Source organism: Bacillus sp. KS1 (assembly GCF_020075515.1).
GTDB classification, from domain to species: domain Bacteria; phylum Bacillota; class Bacilli; order Bacillales; family Bacillaceae; genus Bacillus; species Bacillus velezensis.
In genome coordinates, this window is sequence record NZ_JACAWW010000004.1 from 206917 (window position 1) to 233584 (window position 26668).

Sequence of the window (26668 nt, forward strand, 5' to 3'; positions counted from 1 at the left end):
GCATAAGCCAGCCTCCTGGCTCCGAAAGGGTGGAACCATTGAAGGAAAAAGAAAAGCTGATCATTGAAGCAGCAATAAAACTGTTTGCCCGAAAAGGGTACAAATCTACATCGGTTCAGGAAATCGCCGATGAATGCAAAATCTCAAAAGGCGCTTTTTATCTTTACTTTCCTTCCAAAGAAGCACTGCTTCTATCCATGCTGAATTACTACTATGATAAAACGTTTACCCGAATCACGACGATCCAAACGGAGGGTGACAGTCCGAGAGCCGCTTACCAAAAACAGCTTGCGGTGTTTTACGAATCGATTCTCGCCCATCAAGATTTTATTACCGTGCAGATGAAAGACGGTTCACTTCCTTATACCGAGGAAGCGGCGCAGTGCGGAAAGAGAATCCGCCGGTCGATCCTGCAGTTTCATATCGACAGTCTTCTTGCTATTTACGGAGAAAAAGCTGAACCATACACAGCCGAGCTTTGTTTTTTAATAGAAGGAATCAGTCAGATGTATCTTGAATATCTCATTCTGACCGGCCGGTCCGTACAGCCTTCGCTTCTGGCAAATACCGTGATTCACAGAATTGATGACATCGTAAACGGAATGGCGGACAGACATGATGAAGCGTTTATTTCTCTTGATGAGGCAAGCTCACTGTTTGGGCCCCTTCATAACGGGCAGCCCGATCCTTTAAGTCAATCGATCTTGCAGACCCTCCGCACGCGCATCGGCACGATGGACAAGGCGCAAGCATCTGAATTCACCGAGAGCTTGGATATTCTGGAAGCGGAAATGAAGAAAAAGTCGCCGAAACCGGCAATCATCAAAGGAATGATTTTGAATTTGAAGGAATCCGACCTGCTGGCTGAAGATGCAGAACAGCTCAGATTTTTACTGAAACAGCAGTTTATTTAGAAGAACGGCCGCAATGACTGCAGCCGTTCTTTCTTTTTATGCTTTCGGGTGCACCATATCTTCCGGACGCACCATTTCATTAAATTGTTCTTCTGTCAGAAGGTCCAGCTGTAATGCCGCTTCTTTCAGCGTCAGGCCTTCTTTGTGGGCAAGCTTGGCGATTTTCGCGGCGTTTTCATAACCGATGTGCGGGTTAAGCGCCGTAACAAGCATTAATGAGTTAGAGAGATTTTCCTGAATCGTCTCTTGGTTCGGCTCAATACCGACAGCGCATTTGTCATGGAAGGAATTCATTCCGTCACTGAGCAGCTGCACGGTCTGCAGGAAGTTATAAATAATAACCGGTTTGAAGACATTCAGCTCGAAGTTTCCTTGGCTGGCCGCAAATCCGATTGTCGCGTCATTTCCCATCACTTGCGCGGCGATCATTGTCAGCGCCTCACTTTGCGTCGGGTTGACTTTGCCAGGCATGATAGAGCTTCCCGGCTCATTTTCAGGAATGACGATTTCGCCGATTCCGCAGCGCGGGCCGCTGGCCAGCCATCTGACATCGTTGGCAATCTTCATCAGGTCGGCAGCCAATGCTTTTAACGCGCCGTGAACGTGAGTGATTTCATCATGGCTTGTCAGCGCATGGAATTTGTTAGGCGAACTCTTGAATGTCTGCCCCGTTACTTTTGTGATTTCTTCCGCGACGAATTCACCGAACTGCGGATGGGCGTTGATTCCCGTGCCGACTGCCGTGCCTCCGATGGCAAGCGCGCGGATTTTTTCCGTTGACTCAAGAATCATTTCTTTCGAACGGTCAAGCATGTATACCCAGCCGCTGATTTCCTGTCCGAGCGTCAGCGGAGTGGCGTCCTGCAAATGCGTGCGTCCGATTTTCACAATATCCTGATAAGCTTTCGCTTTTTCATCAAGCGTCGCGCGCAGCTGATCAAGCGCCGGAACGAGCTGCTCATATACAGCAAGAACCGCCGCAACGTGCATCGCCGTCGGGAATGTATCGTTTGAGCTTTGGCTGCGGTTAACGTCATCATTCGGATGAATCTTCAGCTCGGAATTTTTTTCTTTCAATAAAGCAGTCGCGCGGTTGGCCACCACTTCATTCATGTTCATGTTGCTTTGCGTGCCGCTTCCCGTCTGCCAGACAACGAGCGGAAAGTTATCGTCGTATTTGCCGTTTAAAACATCGTCACATACAGCGGCAATCGCCTGTGCTTTTTCAGACTCTAAGTTGCCGAGGCGTTCGTTGGCGATCGCTGTGCTTCTTTTCAATATTGCAAACGCCTTCACAACACGCTGAGGCATTTTTTCTGAACCGATTTTGAAGTTCTCTTTGCTGCGCTGTGTCTGAGCGCCCCAAAATTTATCTGCCGGAACTTTAACTTCTCCCATGGTGTCTTTTTCAATTCTGTAGTCCATTTATGTATCCCTCCATAACAGTTGCTTCACCCTGAGTATTATTCGCCAGTAACAGATGAAACCCTTTTTATTTTTCGGCCTTGGCCGTTTTTAATTTCAGCTCAAGATAGACGCGCGAATCCTTTGAGTATTTATACTTCGGATTTGTTTTACGGTATTCTTTCGACGTGTAAGCCACTTCGTAATGCGCTTCAAATGATTTGATGAGCTGTTCAATTTCTTCGGCATTTCCTGCCAGTCTGACTTGTGCCACATCTCTCCTCCGCTTTCATAAAAAAACTTGTACCATTAAATACTTTATCATAGTATATCATTTTTTTAACAGGAAAAGATAACCTCAATTAAGGATTGGAAGGCGGGTGACTGTCGATGGCGCAATCGGAATTCAAGGAATACATACACATTAACCTGGCACTGGTGCTTCCCCACGTAGAACAGAATGATGACCTGGTTCAAAACAAAAAGATGCTTCCGAACGGGCTTGTTTTTTATTATATGTATCTGAGTGAAATGAACGATGAAGACAAAATAAAAGAAGCGATTGAAACGCTGCTTCGGGAGGAAGACACTCTGACGCTGGATACGGTGGCGAAACGTCTTGATAAGATTGACGCCCGTCCCGTCTTTACATCGAAGGAAGCAGTCATCTCCATTCTGCGGGGAAAATGCGCCGTGTTTATTAACGGACTTGACAGCGTATACATTTTGTCCACGGGAAAAAGAGAAAAAAGAAGCGTAAATGAACCCACATCCGAAAAAGTCGTAAGAGGTCCGAAAATCGCCTTCATAGAAGATTCTGATACGAACGTCGCCATGATCAGGCAGCGGACGAACCACCCAAAGCTGAAAACGAAAAAGGTTCCGCTCGGAGAAAGCAAGTTAAAATACGCCACTGTCATGTACATAGATGATGAGGCTGCCCCGTCTGTCGTCAGCGATGTTGTAAAGCGCCTCAGCGAAGTGAAGCTGGACGACATTCAGGATTCTGGTACGCTTGAGGAGCTTATTGAGGATAATAAGTATTCGCCGTTTCCGCAAATACAAAATACGGAACGGCCTGATAAAGTCTCCTCCGCCTTGTTTAACGGCCGCGTCGCCATCCTTGTCGACAACTCGCCGTTTGCGCTGGTGGTTCCGGCTTCTTTAGGAATTTTAATGCAGTCTCCCGACGATTATTATGAACGGTGGATTTCCGCCTCGCTCATTCGGGCGCTGCGGTTTACGTCTATTTTTATCACACTGTTTTTTTCAGCCATTTATATCGCCCTCGTCTCGTTTCACCAAGGGCTTCTGCCGACGCCGCTTGCAGTCACTATCTCGGCGAACAGAGAAAACGTTCCCTTCCCGCCTATCATTGAAGCGATGGTGATGGAAATCACGATAGAGCTGCTGAGAGAAGCGGGTTTGAGGCTTCCTAACCCGCTCGGCCAGACGATCGGATTGGTGGGCGGAGTCGTCATCGGTCAGGCGGCCGTTGAAGCGAATATTGTCAGTTCCATCATGGTCATCGTGGTCAGCATTGTCGCGCTCGCTTCATTTACGGTGCCGCAGTACGGAATGGGGCTTTCATTCCGTGTACTCCGTTTCATTTCGATGTTTACCGCGGCAGCTTTCGGGCTGTACGGCATGATTTTATTTATGCTGGCGATCTACACTCATTTATCGAGACAGCGAAGCTTCGGTTCTCCGTATTTCTCGCCGAATGGATTTTTCAGCTTAAAAAACGCCAACGACTCTATTCTCCGTCTCCCTATTAAAAATCAACCAAAAGAGGCGAAAAACGTAAATGAGCCAGAAAACAACTCACAATAAGCTTACAAGCTATCAAGGGACAGCATTGATTTCAAACACGATGCTCGGCGCGGGACTCCTCACCATGCCGCGGGCGCTGTCATCAAGGGCGAATTCGCCGGACGGCTGGATCGCGTTATGTCTGGAAGGCGTCATCTTTATCTTGTTGATTTATCTCAATACGGTCATTATGAAAAAGCATCAGTACGGATCATTATTTGATTATATGAATGAAGGACTCGGCAAATGGGCGGGAAATATCGTCAATCTTATGATCTGTCTCTATTTTATAGGAGTCGCCAGTTTCGAAGCCCGGGCGATGGCGGAAATGGTCAAGTTCTTTTTATTGGAAAGAACGCCCGTGCCGGTCACGCTGTTTATCTTTATCGCCTGTTCCGTTTATTTGATTATCGGCGGCATGAGCGATATCGGCAGGCTCTTTCCTTTCTATTTAACGATTACGATCATTATTTTGCTGGTGGTGTTTTCTTTCAGCTTTAAAATATTTGATCTGGACAATCTGCGGCCGGTGCTCGGACAGGGGTTTTCTCCCGTTATGGCCTCCTTAACCGTCGTTTCAGTTTCCTTTTTGGGAATTGAGATTATGCTGTTTCTCCCCGAGTACCTCAAAAATAAAAAGCACACGTTCCGCATGTCGGCCATGGGCTTTGGCATCCCGATTATTTTATACATCATTACCTATGTTCTCGTCGTCGGCGCCTTAACCACCCAGGATGTCAAAACAATGATCTGGCCTACGATCGCGCTCTTTCAATCATTTGAAATCAAAGGGCTTTTTATTGAAAGGTTCGAGTCCTTTCTGCTTGTTGTCTGGATTATTCAATTTTTCGCTACCTATGTATCGTACGGATATTTCGCGACATCAGGTCTTAATAAAATTTTCGGACTGAAGCAGAAAAAAGGGATCATCTTCGTAGGCATTGCGACATTCTTGGGGTCATTGATGCCAAAGGATGCGAACAAGCTGATGCTGTTCAGTGATATTCTCGGCTATATCTTTTTGGTTTTCTTTTTGCTGCCTTTACTGATGTTTGCAGTCGTCGCTGTAAAAAGGAAGGTGAAAAAAGCGCAATGAAGAAATACATCGTAATTATGCTTTGCTCATTGCTTTTGGCCGGGTGCTGGGACAGCCGGAATTTAGAAGACTTGAGCCTCGTTATCGGCGTCGGGCTCGATAAACCCGAGGAAGAAAACGTGGAAGTGACGCAGCAGATTCTGATCCCGCAAAAAGCAAGTTCCCAGCAGTCGACATCAAGCAATCCGACAAAGGTGACTTCCACTTCCGGGGAAACCGTTCACCAAGCCTTAAGGACGGCATCGTTAAAAAACCACCCCGCTTTCTCCCAGCACTTGCGTATCATGCTGTTTTCCGAAGCGCTGTTAAAGGATGACATTCCGCTTGACGCACTGATGAACCAATTTATCAGAGACAACGGTACGAGAAGAAGCTGCAATGTGATGACGGTGCCGGATAAAACGAAAGATATTTTCAAAATCAGTGACCAGGGAGAACCTGCGTCAAATACGATCTATGACTTAACGGAGAATAATTCGGTCACCATCCGGATGATGGAGCCCGTGACATTGGGGGAAATATCAGAGAAAATCGCTAAAGGCGAGACCTTTGCCCTTCCTCAAGTGCGCCAAGTGGGCAGCAGACTGGAAATCTGGGGCGCTACCATTATTAAAAATAAATTCTGGTATGCGAATTTAACGCCTTTACAAGTCCAGAATATGAACCTGTTCACAGGCACGGTAAAGGGAGGCGTCACGTTTGCAAAGCATGACAATCATTATTTATCCTTCGAGGTATTTTCCAGCAAATATAATGTGAAAACAAAATATAAAAATGGAAAATTCAAGTTTATCGTTACCCGGTTTGTTGAAGGCCGTCTGTCTGAGGATTGGAACCCGAAAGAAGATTCCTTCAAAGAGTCCTATATAAATGAAATCAAAAACGCGGTAAAACGCAGCATTCATTCAGATGTCATGGCATTCATTGATTACATGCAGCATGAGTTGAAAGTGGATATTACCGGGTTAGGCGATCAAGTCCGGATTCATTATCCCGATAAATGGAAAAAGATGTCCTCTGACTGGGATCATCACTTCAGTGAATCGGATATTGAATACAAAGTCAAAGTCGCCATCAGGGATTTCGGAACAAAGGGAATGTCCCAATGACCCCGTCCCTCGGGAGAGTGTGCTGGCGCCGCTCTCCTTTTCTTATGTCACGAGATGATTGCGGTGGGCATATACGGCTGCCTGCGTGCGGTCACTGACATCAAGCTTTGACAATATATTCGTAATGTGGGTTTTCACCGTTTTAATCGTAATGAACAACTCTTCACCAATCTCTTTATTCGTCTTGCCTTCCGCGACGAGACAGAGGATTTCCAGTTCTCTTTTCGTCAGCGTTTCATGCGGAAGCTGATTCTCTGAATGGCGCAGCCTTGACAGCACTTTTCCCGCCACTTTCGACTCAAGCTTCGGTTCACCCTTGGCAGCCGCTCTGATGGCTTCTGCTATTTCTGCCGCCTTGGACGTTTTCAGCAAATAGCTGAGCGCTCCCGCTTCGATCACCGGATACACTTTGTCGTCATCAATAAAGCTCGTCAGCACGATGATTTTCGGGTCATTGAGTTTCGCGCAGATCTGTTTTGTCGCTTCGATGCCGTCCATGCCGTCCATGACAAGGTCCATTAAAATCACATCCGGCAAAAGCTCTGCGGCCAGATCGACGCCCTGCTGCCCGTCTGATGCTTCACCGGCGACTTCAATGTCCGGCTGTGCTTCTAAAAATGCGGCCAGACCCATCCTGACCATCTCATGATCATCAATCAGTAACACTCGAATCACTGTCGTTCTCTCCTTTTGTTTTCTGATAAATCGGGACTTTCACGTCGATCTGTGTGCCTTTTCCCTTAACCGAGATAATTTCCGCTATGCCGCCGATTTCACTCGCTCTTTCCTTGATGGAATGCAGCCCGTATGAGGATGCTTTCACTTGATCCATCGTAAAACCCGCCCCGTTATCAATGACTTTAAGCTGCAGCTTTTGATGTTTCGCGCCGAGTCTGACGGTGACCTTGGTCGCCTTTGAATGTCTGAAAACGTTGGAAAGCGCCTCCTGCACGATGCGGAACAGATGGTCTTCAACACCTTTTGACACACCCGTATCGCTGATGTCCCACTCAATATCCAGCGGCTGCTTCGCTTTGAACTCTTTTAACAGCTCAATCAGCCCTTCTTTTAAGCCTTTTCCTTCTAAAGTGACGGGCCGCAGATGCAATAGCAGCGCTCTCATCTCGTTTTGCGCTTCCCCCGCCATATGTTCAACCATGCGAATCCGTTTGACGATTTTGTCATCCGCATCTTTCACCTGCTCTAAGACGGCGGATGTCATCATAGAAATGGCAAAGAGCTGCTGGCTGACGGCATCGTGCAAATCGCGCGCCAGCCGCTGGCGTTCTTCAGTGATGACCGATTTTTTCATTTGATCCTGCCATTCCGCCCGCTCGTTGGAGAGCTTTTGCAGCGATGTGACCTGGAGCTCGACCCGCTTGGCCATTTCGTTAAGCTGATCTGCCGCCAGGCCGATTTCATCATCGCCGAGCGGCGGCACCCGATAAGCGAAATTGCCGTTTTCAAATTTCAAAACCGCTTCAATCAGTGTATCCATTCTTGTTTTCAGGCGGCCGCCGTATACATAACCGGAAATCAATCCGGCCGAAAGAGACGCCAGAAGCAGGATGACCACAAACGGAATACCGAACCAGCCGGAAGAAAACAGCAGCATCGGGTCAAGCCCGTAATACAGCAGCATCAGCGTAATAAACACCGCACAAAGGAGCAGACTGAGCCCCGCAGTCATCCGCATGGCGCGCCACTGAATATTGGCGAGTAATTTTTTCCTCATAAATACTTCACATCCACATCGCCGATGAATAAAGAAATTGAAATTTTAATCCGCCGCGGCGAGTCGCCGTACTCAGACGATACTTTATAAAGATTCGGGCCCATGCCGCTTTTCTTAGAGCCGAGCAGGTTCATATCGCCGATAAAAGCCGATGAACTGACGGACACTTCGATATCCGGCGGGACGTACACATCGACATTGCCGATGACACCGCTGATGGTCATCGTGCTTTCTCCTTCGGGAATCATCGCTTTTGACAAATCAATTTTCACATCGCCGATGAATCCGGAAACATTTAAATCATTCAGCTCAAACGGGTCCTTCATCATCCGGAGCTCGCCGATAAAAAAGCTGCGGAGGTCCGGCTGTCTGCTTTCCGTCTGGGCGGAAGGCTTTGGCTGCTCTTCTTTTTCAAGATTGATTTTCTTCTCTTTATGTTCATACACGCGCTTTCCTTTCAGGAGCCTGTAGCCCGCGTATATGAGAAAGGCGGCGAAGGCATAGCCGAACAGGTTAAAGGTGGCGCTGAACAGGTTCCTCAAAAATAAAAAAGCGGCGAAGATATACAGGACGGAGCCGAGCCAGCCGCGGGAATATTTATTAAAAATATAGCCTGTGATCAGAAAAAAGAGCGGCCAAAACAAGAAGTCGCCGATGCCGATAATACGCAAAAACATGCTGACGCCTAATAAGGCGATGATAAGTCCGAGAATCTGTTTTTTTGCCATCAGCTGCTTGCCCCTCCTTTCCTTGACTATTGCAGTGCAATATTGCCGCTCGTCACTTTTATATCAATCGGCCTGGCGCCGCTGCCTTTCATGCCGGTAAATGCCCCGCCTTCCTTACTCGTCTTCTCAAAGGAATAAGACGGCCGGATCCTTCCGCTTGCCGTCTCGGCGTTCACCGTAAAACTTCCGTCTTTCGGCAGGCTGATCGCTGCGCTGCCGCTCGCAAGCCTGACGGATACGGGAGCATCCGCCGTCTCAAGCGAGGCGTCGACACTGCCGGAAGCGACCCGCACGTCAAGGGCGCCCGCCGCATGTTGAAGCCCGACATGTCCCGAGGATAAGCGGACAGCCCCCGTTTTTGCCGCAAGGCCTGCTGCTGTGAGATTGCCCGACAGCCCCTTCGCTTCAAACACATCCGTCTTCACGTGCTTCAGCGACATATTCCCGCTTACAGAACGGACGCTGAGGTGCGTAAGAGACAGCCCCTTGTTTCCGTCAACGGCAATGCTGCCGTTTGACGTATGGACGGTGATGTCCCGATGATAATCATACGGAATGCGGACAATCAGCAGAGGGCGCTGAAAGAGATTCAGAAATTGGAACCCTTTCTCCTTCGCTTTGAGATTGAGGGTCTTTCCCCTGCTTTGGACAAACATTTTCCCCGCCGGTCCCGTCATGTTTGCCGCGATATCATTCCGCGCTTCCGCGATGATTTTCACATCCGTCTGTTCCGATGAAACCGACAGGCTGTTGACGGCACGCGGCGGTATGCTTGCCGATTCTGCTTCTGTTTCGTACAGCGGAAAAAAACGCCCGGCAAACACTTCTTTCACCAAAAACAGACAGCAGATCAGAACGGACGCCGCCATCAGTCCTTTGGCAATCTTACGCTTCATTACGTTCCATCCTTTTTCATTCATTTTATTATAAAGGAAAAGCCGGAGAATTGATACGTGCGTATAGGGAAGAGGCGTAAACGCGCCGATCTTCCCTTGTGCACATTATTCATGAGCCGCTTTTTGACGCTCTGTTTTCTCCAGAGAAAGCGAGCGCATTTTTTCAATCTCAGCTTCCACCTCGTCTGAATATTGGGAGCGGCTGTATTCTGTGTTCGCCTCAGCTGAAGTGCCGTATTTGACGCGGACTTCCATTTCTTCAATGCGGCTTTCCATTCGAAGAAACTCTCTGTAGGCGCTTTCACTGTCAATTTTGTCGAAAGAAGCGTTCATATGTTCCTTCGCTTTTGCCGCGTTGGCGCGGGCGATGAGCGCCTGTTTTTTATCCTTTACGTCGCGAAGGCGCGTTTCTAAAGTTTCCAGCTGCTCTTTCAGCTCTGCCAGCTGTGTTTTCGCCTGCTCATACGCTTTTTCATGTTCGGCCGCTTTTCCCTCAAGGTATTTCATTTCAGTCAGCGCCTTTTTTGCAAGCTCCTCTTCCCCGGCGTCAAAAGCAAGCTGAGCCTGGTTTTTCCGTTTTGCCGCCGTTTCGGAGGCGTCTTCCTGTTTTTTCTTAAACTGATGGACGATCGTGTGCTGTTTGACAATCGTTTGTTTCGCCTTAGCGATGTCACTTTCCATATCACGCACATATTGATTCAGCATGACTTTCGGATTTTCTAATTTATCAAGCCCTTCGTTAACAGATGCGACGAACATATTTCTTATTCTTTTTAAGACCATTTTGTCTTCCTCCTTATTTTTTCTTCAGAAATTCTTCCCATTCAGTGTCAAATCCGGATTGATAGCCCGGTGATGCCGCTTCCGGTTCATACTGGCGGGAAGCGGTGTCTGAGCCGCCCTGCTTCATCATCTTCCACCCGAAATACACCATGGCGCCGGCCAGTCCGATGGCAACGATAAATGGAAGAGAACCGACGAGAATCATAGCTCCGATGAAGCCCGCGATGATACCCGATACCGCCCGGCCTTTTGAAAAACGTTTGATTCCCCAGTAAAGCATCAGGCCTCCGATCGCCAGCGGGATGATAAATGCGAAATGGCCTCCTCCGAAAAAGACTGAAAGTCCGAACACAATCAGCAGAAAGCCGCCTGCCGTTTTTACATTTATATTCATGCAGATCCTCCTTTCGTTTTCCTTGTCTTTACTATAAACAAATCCCGCGGCCGGCAAAACGAGTCAGAGATTGATTTTCATATCAGACCGGAGTCGTATAACCCCCCGGACCTTCGCATAAAAAAACGCCGCTGCACCGGACGGCGCAGGGCGTTTCACGAAAAATCTATATTCTGATGCTCGCTTCTTTTTCCCTGATGAGATCTGAGCGTTCAGCTTTGGCCAGCTTCGTAAAGAGCAATATTCCGAGACCGGACAGGACTTCAACGAGACCGCCGGCGGCAATGACTTTTCCGGGACCGAAGGCGTTAGCCGCGTATCCGCAAAGAACCGCGCCGAGCGGAATGGATATGTTTGAGATCATATGGATGACGGCATAGACTTGCGGCTGATCATCATGGTCCACAGACGTCTGAATAATCGTATATTCCGGCACATTAATCGCGCTGACGGCAGATCCGAACGCAAACGCGGCGAGGAAGACGAGCGGCAGAAAAGTGTTGAGGCCGGTGATGAAAAATGCCGCCCCTTCTATGATTCCCGCTGACACAAACAGGAGACCGTATTTGTTCACCTTCACCTTAGCCAAAATAAAACCCATTAAAAAGGCTCCGCCCGTGCCTGTCGCTTTCAAAAGCGAGTAGATGATCGGCGGCATGTTTAAATCTTCGGCGACATAAACGGCAGAGAGCGCCTCCCACGGAGCGGCCGCAAAATTCATGAAGATACAATAGATGGCGAGCGGGTATAAAATCTGGTGTTTCCTGACAAGAACGAAACCCCGTTTGAGCCTTCCGAAATACGTCCCGCGCTGTCTGACGGCGACGGTATCCTCTTTGGCATGCTGGACTTGGTATGACATAAAGAGTACGAGAAAACCTGATAGAAGATAGAATATAAGAGCGATAAACAAAGAATAAGCGGGACTGATAAATGTTAAGAACACCCCGCTCAGCGTAATGGCGGCAAGTCTGACGATCTGGCCTGATGACTGGATGACCGCATTCGCTTTCTGCAGGCTGTTTTCTCCGACAATATTGGGGATTAATGAGATAGATGCAGGATTATAAGCGGCTCCCGTGGCTGAATGCAAAATCATGAGAAGCATGACAAACCATAAAGGAGAAAAACCGTTAAAGTAACAGACCGGAATGATCAACACGACCGCCGCGCGCGTGAGATCGGAGAAATACATCCAGAACTTCAGCGTATGCTGCTTCATAAAAGGCCCGGTAATCGGCGCCAGCATCGCCTCCGGAAGGAACGTGACCGCAATGAGCAGGGACGTGCCGATCGCGCCTTCCCCGTCAAAAATCAAAAACCACAGAATGGAATTAAAGGCAAAACCGTCGCCCGACAATTTAACAAGCCTCGAGATAAACAGAAGGGTGAAATTTTTATTCCAGATGCTCTCGCTCTTATTATATGTATCCATCTATCAAATCCCCCATTATTTTACAATGTTTCTTCTAATATCTCATTTTTTAATTTTTCAGTCAATAATGCATAAGATACATTTTCCTTCTGTCAATAAAGGTTCAATTGATGGATATCTCTATAAAAAAACAGCCGGCTTGCTGCTGCCGGCTGAACAAAACGTTATTCATCATCACGGAATACCGCGGCGCTTCTTTCATACTCTATATCCTGAACGCCCTGTCTTGCGTTAACTGCTCTTGCCGCCGCGAAAAAATAATCAGACAGGCGGTTCAAGTAACGCATCACCGTATCGTTTATCTCTTCTGTTTTGCCCAGTTTCACGACGAGACGCTCAGCCCGTCTTGTGACGGTCCGCGCGATATGAAGCTGAGCAGCCGCCTTATGCCCGCCCGGAAGAATAAATTTCTCAAGCGGGGGCGCTTCAGCCGTGTAACGGTCTATGCAGTCTTCCAATGCGGAAATAGATGTCTCTCTTAATGTATAGCTTCTATGTTCAGTGACCGTCGCCAAGTCGCCGCCGCAGTCAAACAGCTCATGCTGAATGTTTCGGAGTTCGGCTTTCACATCACCGCAATTCTCACAATTATCTAGCTCCGCAAGCGCAAGCCCAATAAAGCTGTTCAGCTCATCGATCGTCCCGTAGCTTTCAACCCGCAGACTGTCTTTATCCGTTCTGCCGCCGATCAGGCTTGTTTGTCCTTTATCGCCGGTTTTTGTATACAGCTTCATCGTTGTATTCCTCCTTCTTCCGCCGCTTTTACACATGCCGCGGTTCCTCTTCTGACGGCTCTTTCCGCGTGAGGGACGTCCATCGCCTCTCCTGTCTGCAAGGCACAAATGACAATGTCGCCTTTTGCCTGTCTGCCGGAAAGAGCCTGCATTCTCGCTTCAGCCGCTGCCGTTAACAGCCTTACAAATCCCTGTTCCGATAAACATCCGCTGATCAGCACCCAAACGGTATGCTGCGCAGTCACGGCAATTGTGACCGAATCAAACGTACGGCAGATCAAACCAGCGGCCGCTGAGCCGGAAAGCCGGCGGCTCCACGAAAAGCCCGGGCCGTCAGATGCGGTTGACAACATTCTGAACGGCCGTTCTGTATGAAGCGTTACGGTATTTCCGCTTTTGTTTATCAGAGAGGCGAACGGAACGCTGACGGGCTCTCTTTCCTCCCGCCCTTCCGGCATGAAAGCGATCAGCGGTTTCGGCGACGATTGCTGGGCAACAGCGCTGACAGTGATGCCGTAAATGTCTTCAATCGTCTCTTTTTTCAAAGCCTGATCCGGCGTCTGCTTCGGAAAAGCGCGTCCGTCTTTCATCATCAGAAGCTGATCACAATATTGGCCTGCGGCGTTTAGGTCGTGAAAAATACTGATGACCGTCAGGCCTCTTTCTCTCGTCAGCCGCTTCACCGTATCAAGCAGGTCTTTCTGATATTTGAGATCAAGAAAGGTCGTCGGCTCATCCAGACACAGCACCTCTGGCTGCTGAGCCAGCGCCTGCGCCAGATAGACGCGCTGCCGCTCCCCTCCGCTCAGATTGCGGACGGATTGCTGCGCATATCGGTCGATGCCCGTCATTTCCATCGCTTCCCGGACAATGTCTTCGTCATGTTGATCCATCTGTCTGAAGAGTCCTTTTTGATACGGATATCTGCCGAAGGACACTGTTTCCTTAACGGTAAATGTAAAAGCTTGCTCCGTATGCTGCGGCAAAACGGCCATGATTTTCGCAAGTTCCCGCGGCTTGTATCCGCCGACGGGCCTGCCTGCGACGAGCGCCTCGCCTTTTGACGGAGAGAGCATTCCCGTCAGCAATTTCATCAGCGTTGTTTTTCCTGAGCCGTTCGGACCGAGTATGCCGACAAATTCACCTTTTCCGGCGGTAAAGCTGACATCTTCCACAATCATCCGGCCTCCGTACCCGCCGGACAGGCTGCTCACCCTGATCATAAGCGTTTCCCTCCATGATGCTGGCGAAGCAGAATCAAGGCAAATACAGGCGCTCCCGCCAAAGCCGTCATAATGCCGATCGGCAATTCGACAGGCTCAATGACGGTGCGGGAAAACAAATCCGCCAAAATGAGAAACCCGGCACCCGTCAATGCTGACAGCGGCAGTAAATGGCGATGATCCGTTCCCCATAAAAGCCGTGTCACGTGGGGAATGACAAGGCCGACAAATCCGATCGTCCCCGAGACGGCAACCGCTCCTCCCGTCAGCAGAGATCCGGCGGCGATCATCAGCAGTTTTCTTTTTCCCGTACTGACGCCTAACAGCCTTGCCTTTTCTTCTCCATAAGTCATAATGTTTAATTCTCTGCCATTGATAAGCAGAAGCGCCGTCCCGGCCAGAAAAAAAGGCAGAAACAGCGCGACATAGCCCCAGCCCCTCATTGACACGCTTCCTAACAGCCAGCGGACAATTGGGAGCAGATCATTTCCCGTTAAAGCGATCACAAGCGAAATGAGAGCCCCGAGAAAAGAATTCATGATGATGCCTGTCAAAATGAGCGTCGAAACCGACATCGACGCATGAACGAGGCGGCTGAAAAACAGAACCGCCGCCATGACCGCAATCGCTGCGGCGATGCTGACAACCGGTAGTGTGAACCGGCCGATGACGGGAATCTGAATGCCGAAAAACAAGGTGATAACGGCTCCCGCCGAGGCTCCCGAAGATACCCCGAGTGTATAAGGGTCGGCGAGCGGATTTTTCAGAAGTCCCTGAAACGCCGCCCCCGCAATGGATAACGCGGCTCCGACAAGAGCGGCCAGAACGACTCTCGGCAAACGGATATTCATCATAATATTTACATTCATAGGGTCAGCCGAGGATGTCCGGCCGATCCCGATCCAAAAAACGTCGGATAAAGGAATATGCAGACTGCCGATTGAAATGCCGAGTGCCGTACAAACGGCTAAAAACAGCAGGCTGACCGTGTAGGCCAGCGGGCGGTTACTTTTTAAACGTTTCAGGATAAACGCTTTCCGCAAGCTTCTCGACCCCTTTGACAAGGCGCGGGCCTGAGCGTGTGACAAGGTCAGGATCAACAGAATAGACATTGTGGTGTTTGACCGCATTGACGGCACCCCAGCCGGCGCGTTTTTCCACTTCAGCGGCCTTTACGCCGTCTGTCGTAATGATGACGTCCGGATTCATTTTGACAATCGCTTCATCCGTCAATTGCACCCAGCCGGTCTGGCTGCCGGCGGCGTTTTTCGCGTGTATATCTTTAAGCATTTCGTTCATAAACGTGCCTTTCCCCGTCGTGTAGCCGTCAGGAGACACTTCGACGAATACTTTCTTTTCGTCTTTTTCAGAAATGGCCGCCGCTTTCTTTTCTATGCCGGAAAGGTCGGATTTCATCGATTTGATCAGCTGATCCGCCTGCTTTTCTTTGCCGGCCGCTTTTCCGATCATGCTGATTGATTTGTACACGTCTTGGAACGATTGCGCATCATTGACCGTTAAGACGGTGATGCCCGCATCTTTCAGTTGCTTCATCGCATCGGCGGAAGCGGACATAGAGGACGCGTGGGCAAGCACGAGATCCGGCTTCAGCGCGATGACTTTTTCAGCGTTCACATTCATATCTCCGACTTTCGGTTTTTTTACCGCTTCTTTCGGATATGTATCATTTGTCGTAACGCCTGCGACCTTATCTCCCAGTCCGAGCGCGTATGTAATTTCCGTATTGCTCGGCATGAGGGAAACGATTTTTTCCGGTGCCTGCTTTATGGTTACTTTTTCGTTCGCGGCATCCTTAATGGTTACCGGGAATGCTTCGGTTGAGACGGCTTTTTGTTTGGCCGCGCTTCCTTCTTCCTGTGCGCCGGAACAGCCGGCGATCACAAAGGCGGTGACAAAGAGCGCCGCCCAGACGGCAGTGATCTTCTTCATTCTTTTAACTCCCCCTGATTATGGTAAACGATTGTCTCTTTGACATTCGTATCCTTTTTTCGCAGTAATTATACTATAAGTCTTTAAGGCTTGTATATCCGGCCTTTTTGCATGAAAGCAAATTGTTCGTACACACTAAAATTCATCATGTATACTGTTACACAATGGCGTAAAAAGGAGGATTATCATGGAATTACAGCTTGAACGAAAGCTCGTGTTGATTACAGGATCAACTTCCGGGATCGGAAAAGCCGCGGCAAAAAGCTTTTTAGCCGAAGGCGCCGAGGTGATTGTAAACGGAAGAAAAAAAGAAACTGTGGAACGGACGGTTGAGGAGCTTTCCGCTTACGGAACGGTTCACGGCATCGCTGCGGATTTATCGCGTCAGGATGAGGCAGATGACTTGATCAAGCGCGCCGGCGGAATCGGGGAAGTCGATATTCTCGTCAATAACCTCGGCTTTTTTGAAGTAAAGGACTTCGCTGAGGTGTCTGATGACGAATGGACTCGGTATTTTGAAGTGAATGTTATGAGCGCCGTGCGCCTGTGCCGGCGTTTTCTGCCGCAAATGCTCGAAAGAAACAGCGGACGGATTCTGAACATCTCCAGTGAAGCCGGAGTCAAACCGCTTGCGCAAATGATTCCGTATTCAATGACGAAAACGGCGTTAATCAGCTTGTCCCGGGGAATGGCTGAAATGACGAAAGGCACAAATGTCACGGTCAACTCCGTGCTGCCGGGACCTACATGGACCGAAGGCGTCGCTTCTTACATGGAAGGAGCCGCAAAGGCTGCCGGAGAAGACACGGACAGCTTCGTCCGGGATTATTTTAAAGTGAATGAGCCGACATCTTTGATTCAGCGCTATGCAACCCCGGAAGAAGTCGCCAATACGATTGTATTTCTCGCTTCATCAGCGGCTTCTGCCATTAATGGCACCGCACAGCGGGTTGAAGGCGGCATCATCCGCTCCATTTAACACAAAAAAGCCCGGCACAATGGGAACTTCCCCATATGCCAGGGCTTTTTTTTACATCATGCCTGCAAACGGAACCGGCTCCCAGCCGCCCGTCTCAAGCTCTGCTGAAAACAGGCCGCCCGCATGCGGCTGCTCAAGTCTTTCGGCTTCCGTCAATTTTTCTGTCGCGGTCGTAATGTATAACGTGTTCAAGTCTCTGCCCCCGAACGCGCAGCAGGTGACGTATTTCGCCGGAACTTCGATAGATGCAATTTCCTTATGCAAAAACGGGTCAATCCGGACGGCACGGCCGCCTCCGAACAGAGCCACCCACAGCATTCCGTCACGGTCAATGGTCATTCCGTCGGGAGATCCTTGCGATTCCGGAAAGCGGTAGACCGTTTTCGGATCTGATACGGCCCCGGTTTCAGGATCGTATGCATAACAGACGATTTCCTGCGTCGGAGTGTCGATATAGTACATCAAGTTTCGGTCCCGATCCCAATCCAAACCGTTCGAGGTGGAGACCTGGTCTTTTATTTTGGCAAGGCTGCCGTCCGTATTCAGACGGTACAGCGAAGCCTCCTCTTCTTTGCCTTCCATGCTCGTCGTTCCCGCCCATAATCTGCCGGACGGGTCGCATTTTGCGTCATTGAAACGGATATCTTCCCGCATGTCTCTCGGCTGCTTCATCTTCGTCAATGTGTCTTCCCGAAGATTGTACAGGTAAAACCCATCTTTCATCGTCATCACCAGCTCTTCCTTTGAATACAAGGCCAGAGCCGTGACAAATGATTTGAATTTAACGGAACGGTTGATTCCGTCAGCCGGAGTGAAGATATGGAGCTGGCTGCCCAGTATATCCACCCAGTACAGGCATTCCTTATCCTTGTCCCATAAAGGGCCTTCTCCGATAACTGCTCTCGTATCTGCTCGTAATGCTGCTTCCATATGTGAACACCTCTTTTGCTTGTCAGTCTTCTATTGTTATTCCCGACAAAGCGGCGTCCAAACTTAATCTTTTTTAAAAAGAATCGTAATCACCGTTCCGGCGCTGATTCTGCTGTTGACATGGATGGTTCCGTTATGAAGGTGTACCAGCTCCTTGGCAATGGCGAGTCCGAGTCCCGTTCCTTCTGACGGGCCTTTCGTATTCGTTCCCCGGTAATAACGGTTAAACAGCTGGTGAATCGTTTCGTCGTCCATTCCTCTTCCGTTATCTTTCACTTTCAGAATGAGCTGTTCGGCTGATTCCTCAAGCACGACCCGAATGGCGGTCCCTTTCTTATTATGCTTAACCGCGTTTGCCAGCAGATTCTCCAGAACACGGCGGAACCACGCTTCATCAATGGCGAAAAGAATGTCTTCCTTTTTGGTTTCAAAGGCGATGTCATAGCCTTCCGAGAACGTGTTTTTCGTGAAATCGTTCGTGACGTTTCTGATAAACGGCACGACGTTGATCAGCCGCCGTTCGATCGGGAGGGCCGCGTTTTTGAGGCGGTATGTTAAGTTTAAGTCCTCAATCAGCTTCGACATATATTCTGATTTTTCCCGGACGATCTGCCCCATCTCTTTGACTTCTTCGGGGGTCCAGTCGTATTGCTTCGATTCAAGCATCATGCTGTAGCCGTAAATCGTGCTCAGCGGGGTTTTTAAGTCATGGCTCAGCCCGGCGATCCATTCTTCCCTTGTCGCCTGGATTTTTTCTCTGTTTTTCTTATCCCGCTTCAGCGTGTCAGTCAGCTGATCCATCGATTCGAAAATCTCGGCGAAAAAGCGGAACGGCTGCTTTGTTTTGCCTTTTTTGTTTTTGCTGACCGGCTGTCCTTTGCGGTTCTTCGGTTCTTCAAGCCGGCCCTTTGATAAATTGACGAGCCATTTGATGGTATGAAACAGCGGCCAGCCGAAACGGAAAGAGTACCAGATGGTCAAGATGCAGATCATAAATACCAGGATTCCGATCAAGAGAAAGAGGGTTTTCATCACATTTCTCAAAAATGATTTGTTAAACTCGTGATCGGGGATGTACACGGGGTTCGGCACCGACGCGACCATCCATTTCGTTTTATCGAGTCTTTTAAAAGAAATTTCCCGTTTGTAATTCCACGGCTTGGAACTGTATTTCAGCAATTCAAGCTCATTGACAGTGTTCCGTTCTTTTTTCGTGCTGTTGATATCCCCGAGCAGTCTGCCGCTGTCTTCGAGAAGGTAAACCGCCCCTTTTTCCCGTTTAATATAATCAACCGTGCTTTTTTTATATTGAGAAAGGGAAGCGAGGGATGGCTCCTGTGATTCGATGTAAGTGAGAAGCTGCTCACTGGCGGATTTCCAGCCGAACAGAATCAAATAGGTCTCATCATTTATCGTGACCGTCCAGTAATTCAGCTTGTAGTTGTCAAAATTCCGGTACTGATAAATGGATAAGAGGTCTTTTCTGCTGTAATGGCTCGGGACGTCTTTCGGCACTCTGTAGGCGTAGTCCGTTTTTTCATTGTCATTAATGATCTGCAGCCAGCCCTTCTGCTTTCTGACTGACATCTTTAAAAATTCATCGACATCCCATGTGCCGTCTTCGTTTTTATCAAGCCACGCTTCAAACGAGTCTGCCGTCGCTTTGGTCAGTCCCGCATTGGCTTCCGCTTCGCTGAAACGCCAATCCAAATAGAAGAAAGAAGCGACGGCCAAAACGGACATCAGCAGGATGACAAGCAGCAGCTGTCCGAAAAAGTGGAGCAGAAATTTTCCGCGCATTCTCATGACCGGGTTCCTTTTTCTCCTTGATCGGGAATAAACCGATAGCCGAGGCCGCGCACCGTTACAATATAAGACGGATTGCTGGGGTCTTTTTCAATCTTTTCTCTGAGCTTGCGGATATGCACCATAACGGTGTTGTTGTCGCCGTAAGACGGATATCCCCATACTTTTTCATAGATCTGATCTTTTGAGAGCACCACATCAGGGTGTTCACAGAAATATTGAAGCAGCTGCAGAAGCTGTGCGGAGCAGCTGACGGGCTCGCCCCCGACGATCAGCTCGGCGTTTTGCGGTGAATAGGAAAAATGGCTGTATGAATACGTCTTTACCGCCGTTTTCTCTTCGCGCTTATAGGTTCTCTTTAACGTCGCTCTGATCCGCGCCGCCAATTCGAGCGGATTAAACGGCTTTGTTATATAATCGTCAGCTCCCAATGCAAATCCTGACAGCTTATCCGCATCAGAAGAACGGGCAGTCAGAAAAAAGATGGGAGCGTCGGTATAGTTCCGGATTTCGGTGCATGCTTCAAAACCGGACATGCCTTCCATCATCACATCCAGTACGAGCAGATCCGCGGTTTCATGTTTAACAAACTCGATCGCTTCCTCAGCGCTTCCGGCTGTCTTAATGTTGTGATAGCCTTCTTTGACGAGAACGCGTTTGACCATATCAACGATCGCCTTCTCATCGTCTACAATTAAAATTGACGCATTTTCCACCTTGGACGTTCCTTTCTCTTTGTTTTTTTCATCATATCATTATATGGATAAGATTTGGTACCTTTTTAGTGCGGAGGTCTTGCGGGGAAACAGAAAAGAAAAACGAGACGGACATCTCTTCTCGTTTTTCTCACGTTGTCAGAGCGGAATATCAATCATCCCGCCGCTTTTGTCAGGAGCTTTCATTTATAAGATGAAGTATAAATTCCCAAAAACCCGGCACTTCCTGGCATAACAGCATGTCCGCTTTTTCAACTATTTTAATCTTCAATTCTTGTTCAAGATCTTCTCTTTCCTGGTATGATGTATTGCTCAGTTTTTTTTTTATCATTGGCGAAAAACGCGAAATCAAAAGTTCCATTTCGTCGGTATCTGTGTTCTCTTTGTTGAAGTCAAATGGCCCGTTCACTGCTTATTTTCCCCCTTTTTTTGCTTGTCCAGCTGCTTTCTGAGATTGTCGAGCCCTTTTTTATGAATATTGGAAATGTTCTGCCGTGATTCACCCAGCGACTCGGCAATTTCCTTCATCGTCGCTCCGTGAAGATAAATATTCGTCAGCACGCTTTTTTGTTTATCGGTTAACGTCTGAAGCGCTTCGTATAAATCACGGTTTTGGACATGCTGGCTCAAATCCCCCTGCTTCCGCAGAAACTCTTCATACGCGTCTTTTCCCATTTCATAGGGAAGCGCTTCACCTCCCTCCGGCTGATCCACCGTCAGCGGATAGCGCTTCTGATTTTTACGGATGCGCTTGTCAAAATCGATGGAGAAAATCCGGATCATAGAGTTCATATATTTGATGATCCGGATTTCCTTATAAAACTGTTTAAAATGGTCGTCCAGTGATTTTGCATCCTTCTCGTCTGAATGTTCCAGCACATTTTTAAATTTCTCGTAATGCTTTGGGTCACTTAAAAAATGTTTAACGATCGGATGTTTCATAATTTCCTTGCATTTTGACCGTAAAAGAACTTGATAGTCCATAAAACCGCCCCCTATTTAAATTAAATGAAAGAAAGCAAAAAAAAGTAAACTACTCCTTTCCGACTAAGATTCCGCACTCCTTATGTCCCGGATTTGCCGGAACAAAAAAAAGACCCTCAACCGGGATATCAGGTTTACAGGAGCCGCTCTTTCTTTCACTTATATACATGACTGCAGGTCAAGTCAGGAGGTGGCTGATAATGGATCAGGTTTTTATAGAAGAAGCGGTCAGACAGATCGGCAATCTCGGCTTTCCGGCTCTGATTGCCATGTATCTTCTCACACGGTTTGAGAAGAAGTTTGACGCCCTGATCGAACTGATGACGGAACTGAAAGATCAGAAAATGAAAAATTAATTTTCACACGAAGTTGACTTTTCATCGGAACGCATCACTTAACAAAGCAGAAGGGAAAACGAAAGGCCTTTCACATTCTCTTTCTGAAAAAACAAAGCTTGAGAGGAGACGATTTACATGTCAAAAGAAAACAACTGCAATATCCCGCAGCCGATCAGAGGAGACAAAGGGGCGACCGTCACGATTCCGCGCAACCTTGAAAGAGACCGCCAAAATCCGGATATGCTGACGCCGCCGGAAACGGATCACGGCACAGTGGATAATATGAAATTCTCTTTCTCAGATGTGCACAACCGGCTGGAAAAGGGCGGATACGCGCGTGAGGTGACCGTTCGCGAGCTGCCGATTTCTGAAAATCTGGCATCTGTCAACATGCGTTTAAAACCGGGCGCCATCCGTGAGCTGCACTGGCATAAAGAAGCGGAATGGGCATATATGCTGACGGGTAAAGCGCGGGTCACGATTGTTGATGAACAGGGACGCAGTTTTATCGATGACGTGAAGGAAGGAGATCTGTGGTACTTCCCGTCAGGCCTGCCGCACTCCATTCAGGCGCTGAAAGAAGGCTGTGAATTCCTCTTGGTTTTTGATGACGGTTCTTTCTCAGAAAACAGCACATTCCAAGTGACTGACTGGCTTGCCCATACACCGCTTGATGTCATCGCCAACAACTTCGGTGTTTCAGAAAAAGACCTCGCCGGCCTGCCCGGGAAAGAAAAATACATCTTTGAAGAGCCGGTTCCCGGGAAGCTGAAAGATGACATTGTGGAAGGCCCGAACGGTGAAGTGCCTTATCCGTTCACTTACCGCCTGCTGGATGAAGGCCCGACCGCTGAGACGGACGGCGGCAAAGTATATATCGCGGATTCCACAAACTTTAAAGTGTCCAAAACGATCGCTTCAGCGCTTGTCGTGGTCGAACCGGGCGCAATGAGAGAGCTGCACTGGCATCCGAATACGCATGAATGGCAGTATTATATTTCCGGTAAAGGACGGATGACGGTTTTTGCATCGGACGGCCATGCGAGAACATTTAACTATCAGGCCGGGGATGTCGGTTACGTTCCGTTCGCAATGGGCCACTATGTGGAGAATTTGGGAGATGAGCCGCTCGTCTTCCTGGAAATCTTCAAGGATGACCACTATGCCGATGTGTCCCTGAACCAATGGCTTGCCATGCTTCCTGAGAAATTCGTCCAGCAGCATCTGGATCTGGGCAAAGACTTTACGGATATTCTTTCGAAAGAGAAACACCCTGTCGTCAAAAAGAAATGCTGAAGATACATCGACTTGCAGAGTTCCGTCTCTGCAAGTCTCCTCTGTGTGAAAAGGAGCTGAACAGATGATCAATCAAAACGGGATGAAAATGTTTTTTCTTCATGTGCTCCGGTATGCCCTGGCAGCCGCTGCCGTATTATTCGGGTATTTTATCGTGATGATGGCCGTATTTTCATTAGCCGGGACGAGCTACGGATCGATGGCGTACGTCCTGCTTTTTTCCGTGCTTTTTATTTTTCTCGGTTTATGTTTTGAACCGCTTGAGCGCCTGATGATACATAGCTTTACCTTTTTTGGGACGGGCAGGCTGCCTTTTCTCCTTTTAGCCAGCACCGTTCAGCTGCTGTTCCTCTGGATGACCGCGTATACGACGGATAAACTGATTGAAAAGATTTGGCTGTCAACGACGGAGGAGCTGATAGTGGCGGGGGTTTTTTTCGTTTTGGATAAATGCGTCTCCGGACAAAAGCAGCCCCGGGCGCAATAAAAAAACGCAGGCCGGAATGGCTCTGCGTTTTTTTTCATTATACCGTTGCGTTTTCATTCCGGATTAAATCGTAGGTTAAGCAGACCGGTTTGTTCGTGCGCGGATCTTTTACAATCTGTGCGTCAATCTGAAAAACGTCTTCCAATATGCCGGGAGTCATGACTTCCTCCGCCGTTCCTTCCTTGATGACGCGCCCTTTTTTCAGGGCGATCATGTAATGGGAAAAACGGGCGGCATGGTTCAGATCATGAATGACCATTAAGATGGTGCGGCCCTGCTCCTTGTTTAATTTGTCCAGCAGCTGCAAAATTTCAAGCTGATGAGCGAGATCTAAATAAGTGGTCGGTTCATCAAGAAGCAGCAGCTCCGTTTCTTGAGCGAGCGCCATGGCGATCCACACACGCTGCCGCTGCCCCCCGGAAAGCGCTTCGATCGGCCGGTCGTAAAATTCGGCCATCCCTGTCTCTTCAAGCGCCCATTTGATCATGTCACGGTCTTTATCACTCAAACGGCCCATTCCGGACTGATGTGGAAACCTGCCGTAAGAAACAAGTTCGTACACCGTCAGCCCGCTCGGCGCTTCAGGCGTCTGCGGAAGAATTGCCATTTCCTTGGCGATGTCTTTCGTGGATTTTTGCATGATTGCCTGTCCGTTTAAATAGACGGCGCCGGATTTCGGTTTCATAATTCTTGACATCGTTTTGAGAACCGTCGATTTTCCGCAGCCGTTCGGACCGATCAGCGTTGTAATTTTTCCTTTCGGTATGGCGATATCCAATTCTTTCGCTATCAAACGGTCGCCATAACCGACAGTAAGCTGTTCCGCCGATAATGAGTTCATCGCGGCAGTCTCCTTCCTCTATTTCGTTTTCATCAGCAAATATACAAAATACGGCGCTCCGAGCACGGAAATCACCAGGCCGACGGGAACTTCGGACGGTGCAAGCACATTTCTCGCCAGCGTATCAGCAAGCAGAAATAAAAATGCGCCGATTAAAGCCGAAACCGGGATAAGCGTCTGGTGGCGCGGGCCGGTAAGCCTTCTGGCCAAATGCGGCGCAATGAGTCCGAGAAAAGCGATTCCGCCGGCTGCCGCAACACATGACGCAGTCAGGGCAACGGCGCACATCAGCAGAACGCGCCGCTCCTTTTCAACCCGGGTGCCAAGCCCCGCCGCCAGCTGATCACCGAGCTGGAGCACATTTAAATACCTGGCTTTATAGAGGCTGAACGGTAAAAGAACCAGCAGCCACGGCAAAATGGACAGCACCATTTTCCAATTGGCGTTCCAAATCGAACCGGAAATCCATACAAGCGCCTGCATGAAATCCCGCGGATCCATTTTCAGCTGAAAAATCAAGAGCAGCGCATTAAACCCCGCATTGACGCCGATCCCGACCAAAACGAGCCGGACAGGCGAAACGCCTTTTTTCCAAGCCAGCACATAGATGAGCAGAGCAGCCAGAAAAGCCCCCGCCAAAGCGCTCACCGGAAGCAGCCATGTACTGGCCATACTTAAATCAACAGCTGATCCTTGGAAAAAGAAGATAAACAAAACGACCGCCAAAGACGCCCCGGCGTTAATACCGAGAATGCCCGGCTCCGCCAAGTCATTTTGAGACACGCTTTGAAAAATCGCGCCTGAAACCGCGATTCCGGCGCCGACCAGCAATGACAGCACCATGCGCGGCAGTCTGAATTCAAATAAAACGAGCTGATCCCGGGCATCCCCCTGTCCGAAAAAGACACGCAGCGTATCAAGAGGCGCAATCCGGATCACCCCCATGTTTAAGCTGATAAAAAAGACGATGCATATGAGCAAAAACGTAACGGCCATGACCGCCAGCGTTTTTTTCGATTTTACATTCATTACAGCCCTCTCCTTTCCCTGCGCGCCAAATAAAAGAAAAAGGGAACGCCGATAAGGGCGGTTAAAGCGCCGACCGGTGTTTCAAACGGCGCATTGACGAGTCTTGCGGCAATATCACTGAAGACTAACAGAACGGCGCCGAATACCGCCGAACAGGGAATGATCCACCTGTAATCTACCCCGACTAAAAATCGGGTGATATGCGGAATCACCAAGCCGATAAAAGAAATGGCTCCGGCGACTGAGACTGAAGCCCCCGTCAAGAGGACAACGACAAACATTCCGATTACTTTCACAAGCGATGTGTACTGCCCGAGCCCTTTGGCCAGCTCCTCACCCAAGCTCAGCACCGTCACTGAGCGCGCAATCAGAAATGCCAGCAAAAGTCCGATAACCCCGACCGCCAACAGCAGCTGCACGCCTTCCCATTTCACGGAAGCGACTCCTCCGGCGTACCAGAACTTCACATCCTGGGCGACATCAAAACGGATCGCAATCGCGCTTGAAAGCCCCGTTAAGAAATAGCCGACTGCCGTACCGGCCAGCGCGAGCTTCACCGGTGTCAGACCGCCTTTTGAAAACAGGCCGATGCCAAACACAATAAGCGCTCCGATTCCCGCTCCCGCAAAGGACCACAAAACAAGTCCAGCGGCAGAGAGCCCCGGAAAAAAAGCAAATGCCAATGCGATCGCAAATCCTGACCCCGACGTCACGCCCATAATGGAAGGCTCAGCAAGCGGGTTCCGCGTCAGCCCCTGCATAATCGCCCCGGACACAGCTAAAAAAGCCCCGACGAGCGCGGCGGCGGCGGTTCTCGGCAGCCTCAGATCGCGTATGATTTGATGAGATGTATTTTGCGGCTGAAAGTGAAAGAGAGCATCCCACACCGTCCGCAGATGAATATCGGCAGCTCCGATGGAAACAGACAGAGCCGCGCCGATCAATAAAACCGCAATACCGGCACACAGCAGCACAGCCGCCCGGAATGAACGCGCCGTCCACTGGATTTCACTCCCTGATGCCCCTTGAGCCGTCATTGTCTGTTTCTT

At 49.1% G+C, this 26668-nt stretch carries 29 protein-coding genes; 8 read left to right on the forward strand and 21 right to left on the reverse strand.

Annotated elements, in window-relative coordinates; translation table 11 throughout:
• The first annotated feature begins 38 nt into the window (after nt 1–38).
• Nucleotides 39–914 carry a TetR/AcrR family transcriptional regulator gene (locus HWY38_RS01420; protein WP_017418948.1) on the forward strand — a complete coding sequence of 292 codons (876 nt, stop codon included), beginning with the start codon at nt 39–41 and terminating at the stop codon, nt 912–914.
• Nucleotides 915–950: 36 nt separating this feature from the next.
• On the opposite strand, the gene fumC is transcribed toward HWY38_RS01420, so the two are convergent.
• Both fumC and HWY38_RS01430 read right to left on the reverse strand, forming a co-directional pair.
• A complete protein-coding gene (gene fumC, locus HWY38_RS01425) occupies nt 951–2339 on the reverse strand; it encodes a class II fumarate hydratase (RefSeq protein ID WP_224181115.1) in 1389 nt (462 codons plus the stop codon).
• A 67-nt stretch (nt 2340–2406) separates the two neighbouring features.
• On the reverse strand, nt 2407–2592 hold the full coding sequence (locus HWY38_RS01430) for a YvzF family protein (RefSeq protein WP_003151806.1): 186 nt from the start codon (nt 2590–2592) through the stop codon (nt 2407–2409).
• Between the two features lie 116 nt (nt 2593–2708).
• Here HWY38_RS01430 and HWY38_RS01435 point away from each other — a divergent pair, with 116 nt between their 5' ends.
• The 3 genes from HWY38_RS01435 to HWY38_RS01445 are packed head-to-tail and all read left to right on the forward strand — an operon-like array spanning nt 2709 to nt 6335.
• Nucleotides 2709–4151 carry a spore germination protein gene (locus HWY38_RS01435; RefSeq protein ID WP_224181116.1) on the forward strand — a complete coding sequence of 481 codons (1443 nt, stop codon included), beginning with the start codon at nt 2709–2711 and terminating at the stop codon, nt 4149–4151.
• A complete protein-coding gene (locus HWY38_RS01440) occupies nt 4126–5226 on the forward strand; it encodes a spore germination protein (protein ID WP_224181117.1) in 1101 nt (366 codons plus the stop codon). Before HWY38_RS01435 ends, HWY38_RS01440 begins: the two co-directional genes overlap by 26 nt.
• On the forward strand, nt 5223–6335 hold the full coding sequence (locus tag HWY38_RS01445; protein ID WP_224181118.1) for a Ger(x)C family spore germination protein: 1113 nt from the start codon (nt 5223–5225) through the stop codon (nt 6333–6335). The genes HWY38_RS01440 and HWY38_RS01445 overlap by 4 nt, the downstream gene beginning before the upstream one ends.
• Before the next feature lie 42 nt (nt 6336–6377).
• On the opposite strand, the gene HWY38_RS01450 is transcribed toward HWY38_RS01445, so the two are convergent.
• The 11 genes from HWY38_RS01450 to HWY38_RS01500 form a co-directional block, all read right to left on the reverse strand.
• Nucleotides 6378–7010, reverse strand: a complete 633-nt coding sequence (locus HWY38_RS01450) for a response regulator transcription factor (RefSeq protein WP_003151798.1) — start codon at nt 7008–7010, stop codon at nt 6378–6380.
• The gene (gene liaS, locus HWY38_RS01455) at nt 6988–8070 is read right to left on the reverse strand and encodes a two-component system sensor histidine kinase LiaS (protein ID WP_003151796.1); all 1083 of its coding nucleotides are present in this window, start codon (nt 8068–8070) and stop codon (nt 6988–6990) included. The genes HWY38_RS01450 and liaS overlap by 23 nt, the downstream gene beginning before the upstream one ends.
• A complete protein-coding gene (liaF, locus tag HWY38_RS01460) occupies nt 8067–8798 on the reverse strand; it encodes a cell wall-active antibiotics response protein LiaF (RefSeq protein WP_025853872.1) in 732 nt (243 codons plus the stop codon). Before liaF ends, liaS begins: the two co-directional genes overlap by 4 nt.
• A 26-nt stretch (nt 8799–8824) precedes the next feature.
• Complete coding sequence (locus tag HWY38_RS01465) at nt 8825–9694, reverse strand: DUF4097 domain-containing protein (RefSeq protein ID WP_038459785.1); 870 nt, start codon at nt 9692–9694, stop codon at nt 8825–8827.
• A 105-nt stretch (nt 9695–9799) separates the two neighbouring features.
• Nucleotides 9800–10477, reverse strand: a complete 678-nt coding sequence (gene liaH, locus HWY38_RS01470; RefSeq protein WP_160183011.1) for a stress responsive protein LiaH — start codon at nt 10475–10477, stop codon at nt 9800–9802.
• 13 nt (nt 10478–10490) lie between these two features.
• A complete protein-coding gene (locus tag HWY38_RS01475) occupies nt 10491–10871 on the reverse strand; it encodes a protein liaI (RefSeq protein ID WP_003151789.1) in 381 nt (126 codons plus the stop codon).
• 166 nt (nt 10872–11037) lie between these two features.
• The gene (locus tag HWY38_RS01480) at nt 11038–12306 is read right to left on the reverse strand and encodes an MFS transporter (protein WP_014305787.1); all 1269 of its coding nucleotides are present in this window, start codon (nt 12304–12306) and stop codon (nt 11038–11040) included.
• Between the two features lie 164 nt (nt 12307–12470).
• On the reverse strand, nt 12471–13040 hold the full coding sequence (locus HWY38_RS01485) for a cob(I)yrinic acid a,c-diamide adenosyltransferase (RefSeq protein ID WP_025853870.1): 570 nt from the start codon (nt 13038–13040) through the stop codon (nt 12471–12473).
• On the reverse strand, nt 13037–14263 hold the full coding sequence (locus tag HWY38_RS01490; protein ID WP_224181119.1) for an ATP-binding cassette domain-containing protein: 1227 nt from the start codon (nt 14261–14263) through the stop codon (nt 13037–13039). Before HWY38_RS01490 ends, HWY38_RS01485 begins: the two co-directional genes overlap by 4 nt.
• Complete coding sequence (locus HWY38_RS01495; RefSeq protein WP_174737173.1) at nt 14260–15306, reverse strand: FecCD family ABC transporter permease; 1047 nt, start codon at nt 15304–15306, stop codon at nt 14260–14262. The genes HWY38_RS01490 and HWY38_RS01495 overlap by 4 nt, the downstream gene beginning before the upstream one ends.
• Nucleotides 15269–16213 carry an ABC transporter substrate-binding protein gene (locus HWY38_RS01500; RefSeq protein WP_224181120.1) on the reverse strand — a complete coding sequence of 315 codons (945 nt, stop codon included), beginning with the start codon at nt 16211–16213 and terminating at the stop codon, nt 15269–15271. The genes HWY38_RS01495 and HWY38_RS01500 overlap by 38 nt, the downstream gene beginning before the upstream one ends.
• A gap of 187 nt (nt 16214–16400) precedes the next feature.
• Between HWY38_RS01500 and HWY38_RS01505 the strand changes: the two genes are divergently transcribed.
• Nucleotides 16401–17192: an SDR family NAD(P)-dependent oxidoreductase gene (locus HWY38_RS01505; RefSeq protein ID WP_003151783.1), complete on the forward strand. Its 792-nt coding sequence runs from the start codon at nt 16401–16403 to the stop codon at nt 17190–17192.
• Between the two features lie 51 nt (nt 17193–17243).
• On the opposite strand, the gene HWY38_RS01510 is transcribed toward HWY38_RS01505, so the two are convergent.
• The 5 genes from HWY38_RS01510 to HWY38_RS01530 all read right to left on the reverse strand — a co-directional run bounded on the left by HWY38_RS01510 (nt 17244) and on the right by HWY38_RS01530 (nt 21586).
• Nucleotides 17244–18122: an SMP-30/gluconolactonase/LRE family protein gene (locus tag HWY38_RS01510; RefSeq protein WP_088461649.1), complete on the reverse strand. Its 879-nt coding sequence runs from the start codon at nt 18120–18122 to the stop codon at nt 17244–17246.
• A gap of 63 nt (nt 18123–18185) precedes the next feature.
• Complete coding sequence (locus HWY38_RS01515; protein WP_007613700.1) at nt 18186–19928, reverse strand: sensor histidine kinase; 1743 nt, start codon at nt 19926–19928, stop codon at nt 18186–18188.
• Entirely contained in the window at nt 19925–20644 is a 720-nt protein-coding gene (locus HWY38_RS01520) for a response regulator transcription factor (protein ID WP_003151779.1), read from the reverse strand. Before HWY38_RS01520 ends, HWY38_RS01515 begins: the two co-directional genes overlap by 4 nt.
• 172 nt (nt 20645–20816) lie before the next feature.
• Nucleotides 20817–21053, reverse strand: a complete 237-nt coding sequence (rsoA, locus tag HWY38_RS01525) for a sigma-O factor regulator RsoA (protein ID WP_003151778.1) — start codon at nt 21051–21053, stop codon at nt 20817–20819.
• Nucleotides 21050–21586: a sigma-70 family RNA polymerase sigma factor gene (locus tag HWY38_RS01530; RefSeq protein WP_087920805.1), complete on the reverse strand. Its 537-nt coding sequence runs from the start codon at nt 21584–21586 to the stop codon at nt 21050–21052. Before HWY38_RS01530 ends, rsoA begins: the two co-directional genes overlap by 4 nt.
• A 242-nt stretch (nt 21587–21828) precedes the next feature.
• Between HWY38_RS01530 and HWY38_RS01535 the strand changes: the two genes are divergently transcribed.
• The 3 genes from HWY38_RS01535 (at nt 21829) to HWY38_RS01545 (ending at nt 23749) form a co-directional block, all read left to right on the forward strand.
• A complete protein-coding gene (locus HWY38_RS01535) occupies nt 21829–21984 on the forward strand; it encodes a YvrJ family protein (RefSeq protein ID WP_012118419.1) in 156 nt (51 codons plus the stop codon).
• 117 nt (nt 21985–22101) lie between these two features.
• A complete protein-coding gene (locus HWY38_RS01540) occupies nt 22102–23262 on the forward strand; it encodes an oxalate decarboxylase family bicupin (RefSeq protein WP_007410043.1) in 1161 nt (386 codons plus the stop codon).
• 64 nt (nt 23263–23326) lie between these two features.
• The gene (locus HWY38_RS01545; RefSeq protein WP_224181121.1) at nt 23327–23749 is read left to right on the forward strand and encodes a YrvL family regulatory protein; all 423 of its coding nucleotides are present in this window, start codon (nt 23327–23329) and stop codon (nt 23747–23749) included.
• Nucleotides 23750–23786: 37 nt separating this feature from the next.
• On the opposite strand, the gene HWY38_RS01550 is transcribed toward HWY38_RS01545, so the two are convergent.
• Genes HWY38_RS01550 through HWY38_RS01560 form a run of 3 tightly spaced genes read right to left on the reverse strand, consistent with a single transcriptional unit; the run spans nt 23787 to nt 26656 of the window.
• Nucleotides 23787–24590, reverse strand: coding sequence for an ABC transporter ATP-binding protein (locus HWY38_RS01550; protein WP_150941415.1), 804 nt, complete (start codon nt 24588–24590; stop codon nt 23787–23789).
• An 18-nt stretch (nt 24591–24608) separates the two neighbouring features.
• The gene (locus HWY38_RS01555; protein WP_224181122.1) at nt 24609–25619 is read right to left on the reverse strand and encodes a FecCD family ABC transporter permease; all 1011 of its coding nucleotides are present in this window, start codon (nt 25617–25619) and stop codon (nt 24609–24611) included.
• Nucleotides 25619–26656, reverse strand: a complete 1038-nt coding sequence (locus HWY38_RS01560) for a FecCD family ABC transporter permease (RefSeq protein WP_029973587.1) — start codon at nt 26654–26656, stop codon at nt 25619–25621. The genes HWY38_RS01555 and HWY38_RS01560 overlap by 1 nt, the downstream gene beginning before the upstream one ends.
• Between the last annotated feature and the right edge of the window lie 12 nt (nt 26657–26668).

Coding starts and splice junctions, on each gene's coding strand:
- fumC (WP_224181115.1), bottom strand. CDS start 2,339: ATGGACTACAGAATTGAAAAAGACACCATGGGAGAAGTTAAAGTTCCG.
- HWY38_RS01435 (WP_224181116.1), top strand. CDS start 2,709: ATGGCGCAATCGGAATTCAAGGAATACATACACATTAACCTGGCACTG.
- HWY38_RS01440 (WP_224181117.1), top strand. CDS start 4,126: ATGAGCCAGAAAACAACTCACAATAAGCTTACAAGCTATCAAGGGACA.
- HWY38_RS01445 (WP_224181118.1), top strand. CDS start 5,223: ATGAAGAAATACATCGTAATTATGCTTTGCTCATTGCTTTTGGCCGGG.
- liaS (WP_003151796.1), bottom strand. CDS start 8,070: ATGAGGAAAAAATTACTCGCCAATATTCAGTGGCGCGCCATGCGGATG.
- liaF (WP_025853872.1), bottom strand. CDS start 8,798: ATGGCAAAAAAACAGATTCTCGGACTTATCATCGCCTTATTAGGCGTC.
- HWY38_RS01465 (WP_038459785.1), bottom strand. CDS start 9,694: ATGAAGCGTAAGATTGCCAAAGGACTGATGGCGGCGTCCGTTCTGATC.
- liaH (WP_160183011.1), bottom strand. CDS start 10,477: ATGGTCTTAAAAAGAATAAGAAATATGTTCGTCGCATCTGTTAACGAA.
- HWY38_RS01475 (WP_003151789.1), bottom strand. CDS start 10,871: ATGAATATAAATGTAAAAACGGCAGGCGGCTTTCTGCTGATTGTGTTC.
- HWY38_RS01480 (WP_014305787.1), bottom strand. CDS start 12,306: ATGGATACATATAATAAGAGCGAGAGCATCTGGAATAAAAATTTCACC.
- HWY38_RS01485 (WP_025853870.1), bottom strand. CDS start 13,040: ATGAAGCTGTATACAAAAACCGGCGATAAAGGACAAACAAGCCTGATC.
- HWY38_RS01490 (WP_224181119.1), bottom strand. CDS start 14,263: ATGATCAGGGTGAGCAGCCTGTCCGGCGGGTACGGAGGCCGGATGATT.
- HWY38_RS01500 (WP_224181120.1), bottom strand. CDS start 16,213: ATGAAGAAGATCACTGCCGTCTGGGCGGCGCTCTTTGTCACCGCCTTT.
- HWY38_RS01505 (WP_003151783.1), top strand. CDS start 16,401: ATGGAATTACAGCTTGAACGAAAGCTCGTGTTGATTACAGGATCAACT.
- HWY38_RS01510 (WP_088461649.1), bottom strand. CDS start 18,122: ATGGAAGCAGCATTACGAGCAGATACGAGAGCAGTTATCGGAGAAGGC.
- HWY38_RS01515 (WP_007613700.1), bottom strand. CDS start 19,928: ATGAGAATGCGCGGAAAATTTCTGCTCCACTTTTTCGGACAGCTGCTG.
- HWY38_RS01530 (WP_087920805.1), bottom strand. CDS start 21,586: ATGAAACATCCGATCGTTAAACATTTTTTAAGTGACCCAAAGCATTAC.
- HWY38_RS01535 (WP_012118419.1), top strand. CDS start 21,829: ATGGATCAGGTTTTTATAGAAGAAGCGGTCAGACAGATCGGCAATCTC.
- HWY38_RS01540 (WP_007410043.1), top strand. CDS start 22,102: ATGTCAAAAGAAAACAACTGCAATATCCCGCAGCCGATCAGAGGAGAC.
- HWY38_RS01545 (WP_224181121.1), top strand. CDS start 23,327: ATGATCAATCAAAACGGGATGAAAATGTTTTTTCTTCATGTGCTCCGG.
- HWY38_RS01550 (WP_150941415.1), bottom strand. CDS start 24,590: ATGAACTCATTATCGGCGGAACAGCTTACTGTCGGTTATGGCGACCGT.
- HWY38_RS01555 (WP_224181122.1), bottom strand. CDS start 25,619: ATGAATGTAAAATCGAAAAAAACGCTGGCGGTCATGGCCGTTACGTTT.
- HWY38_RS01560 (WP_029973587.1), bottom strand. CDS start 26,656: ATGACGGCTCAAGGGGCATCAGGGAGTGAAATCCAGTGGACGGCGCGT.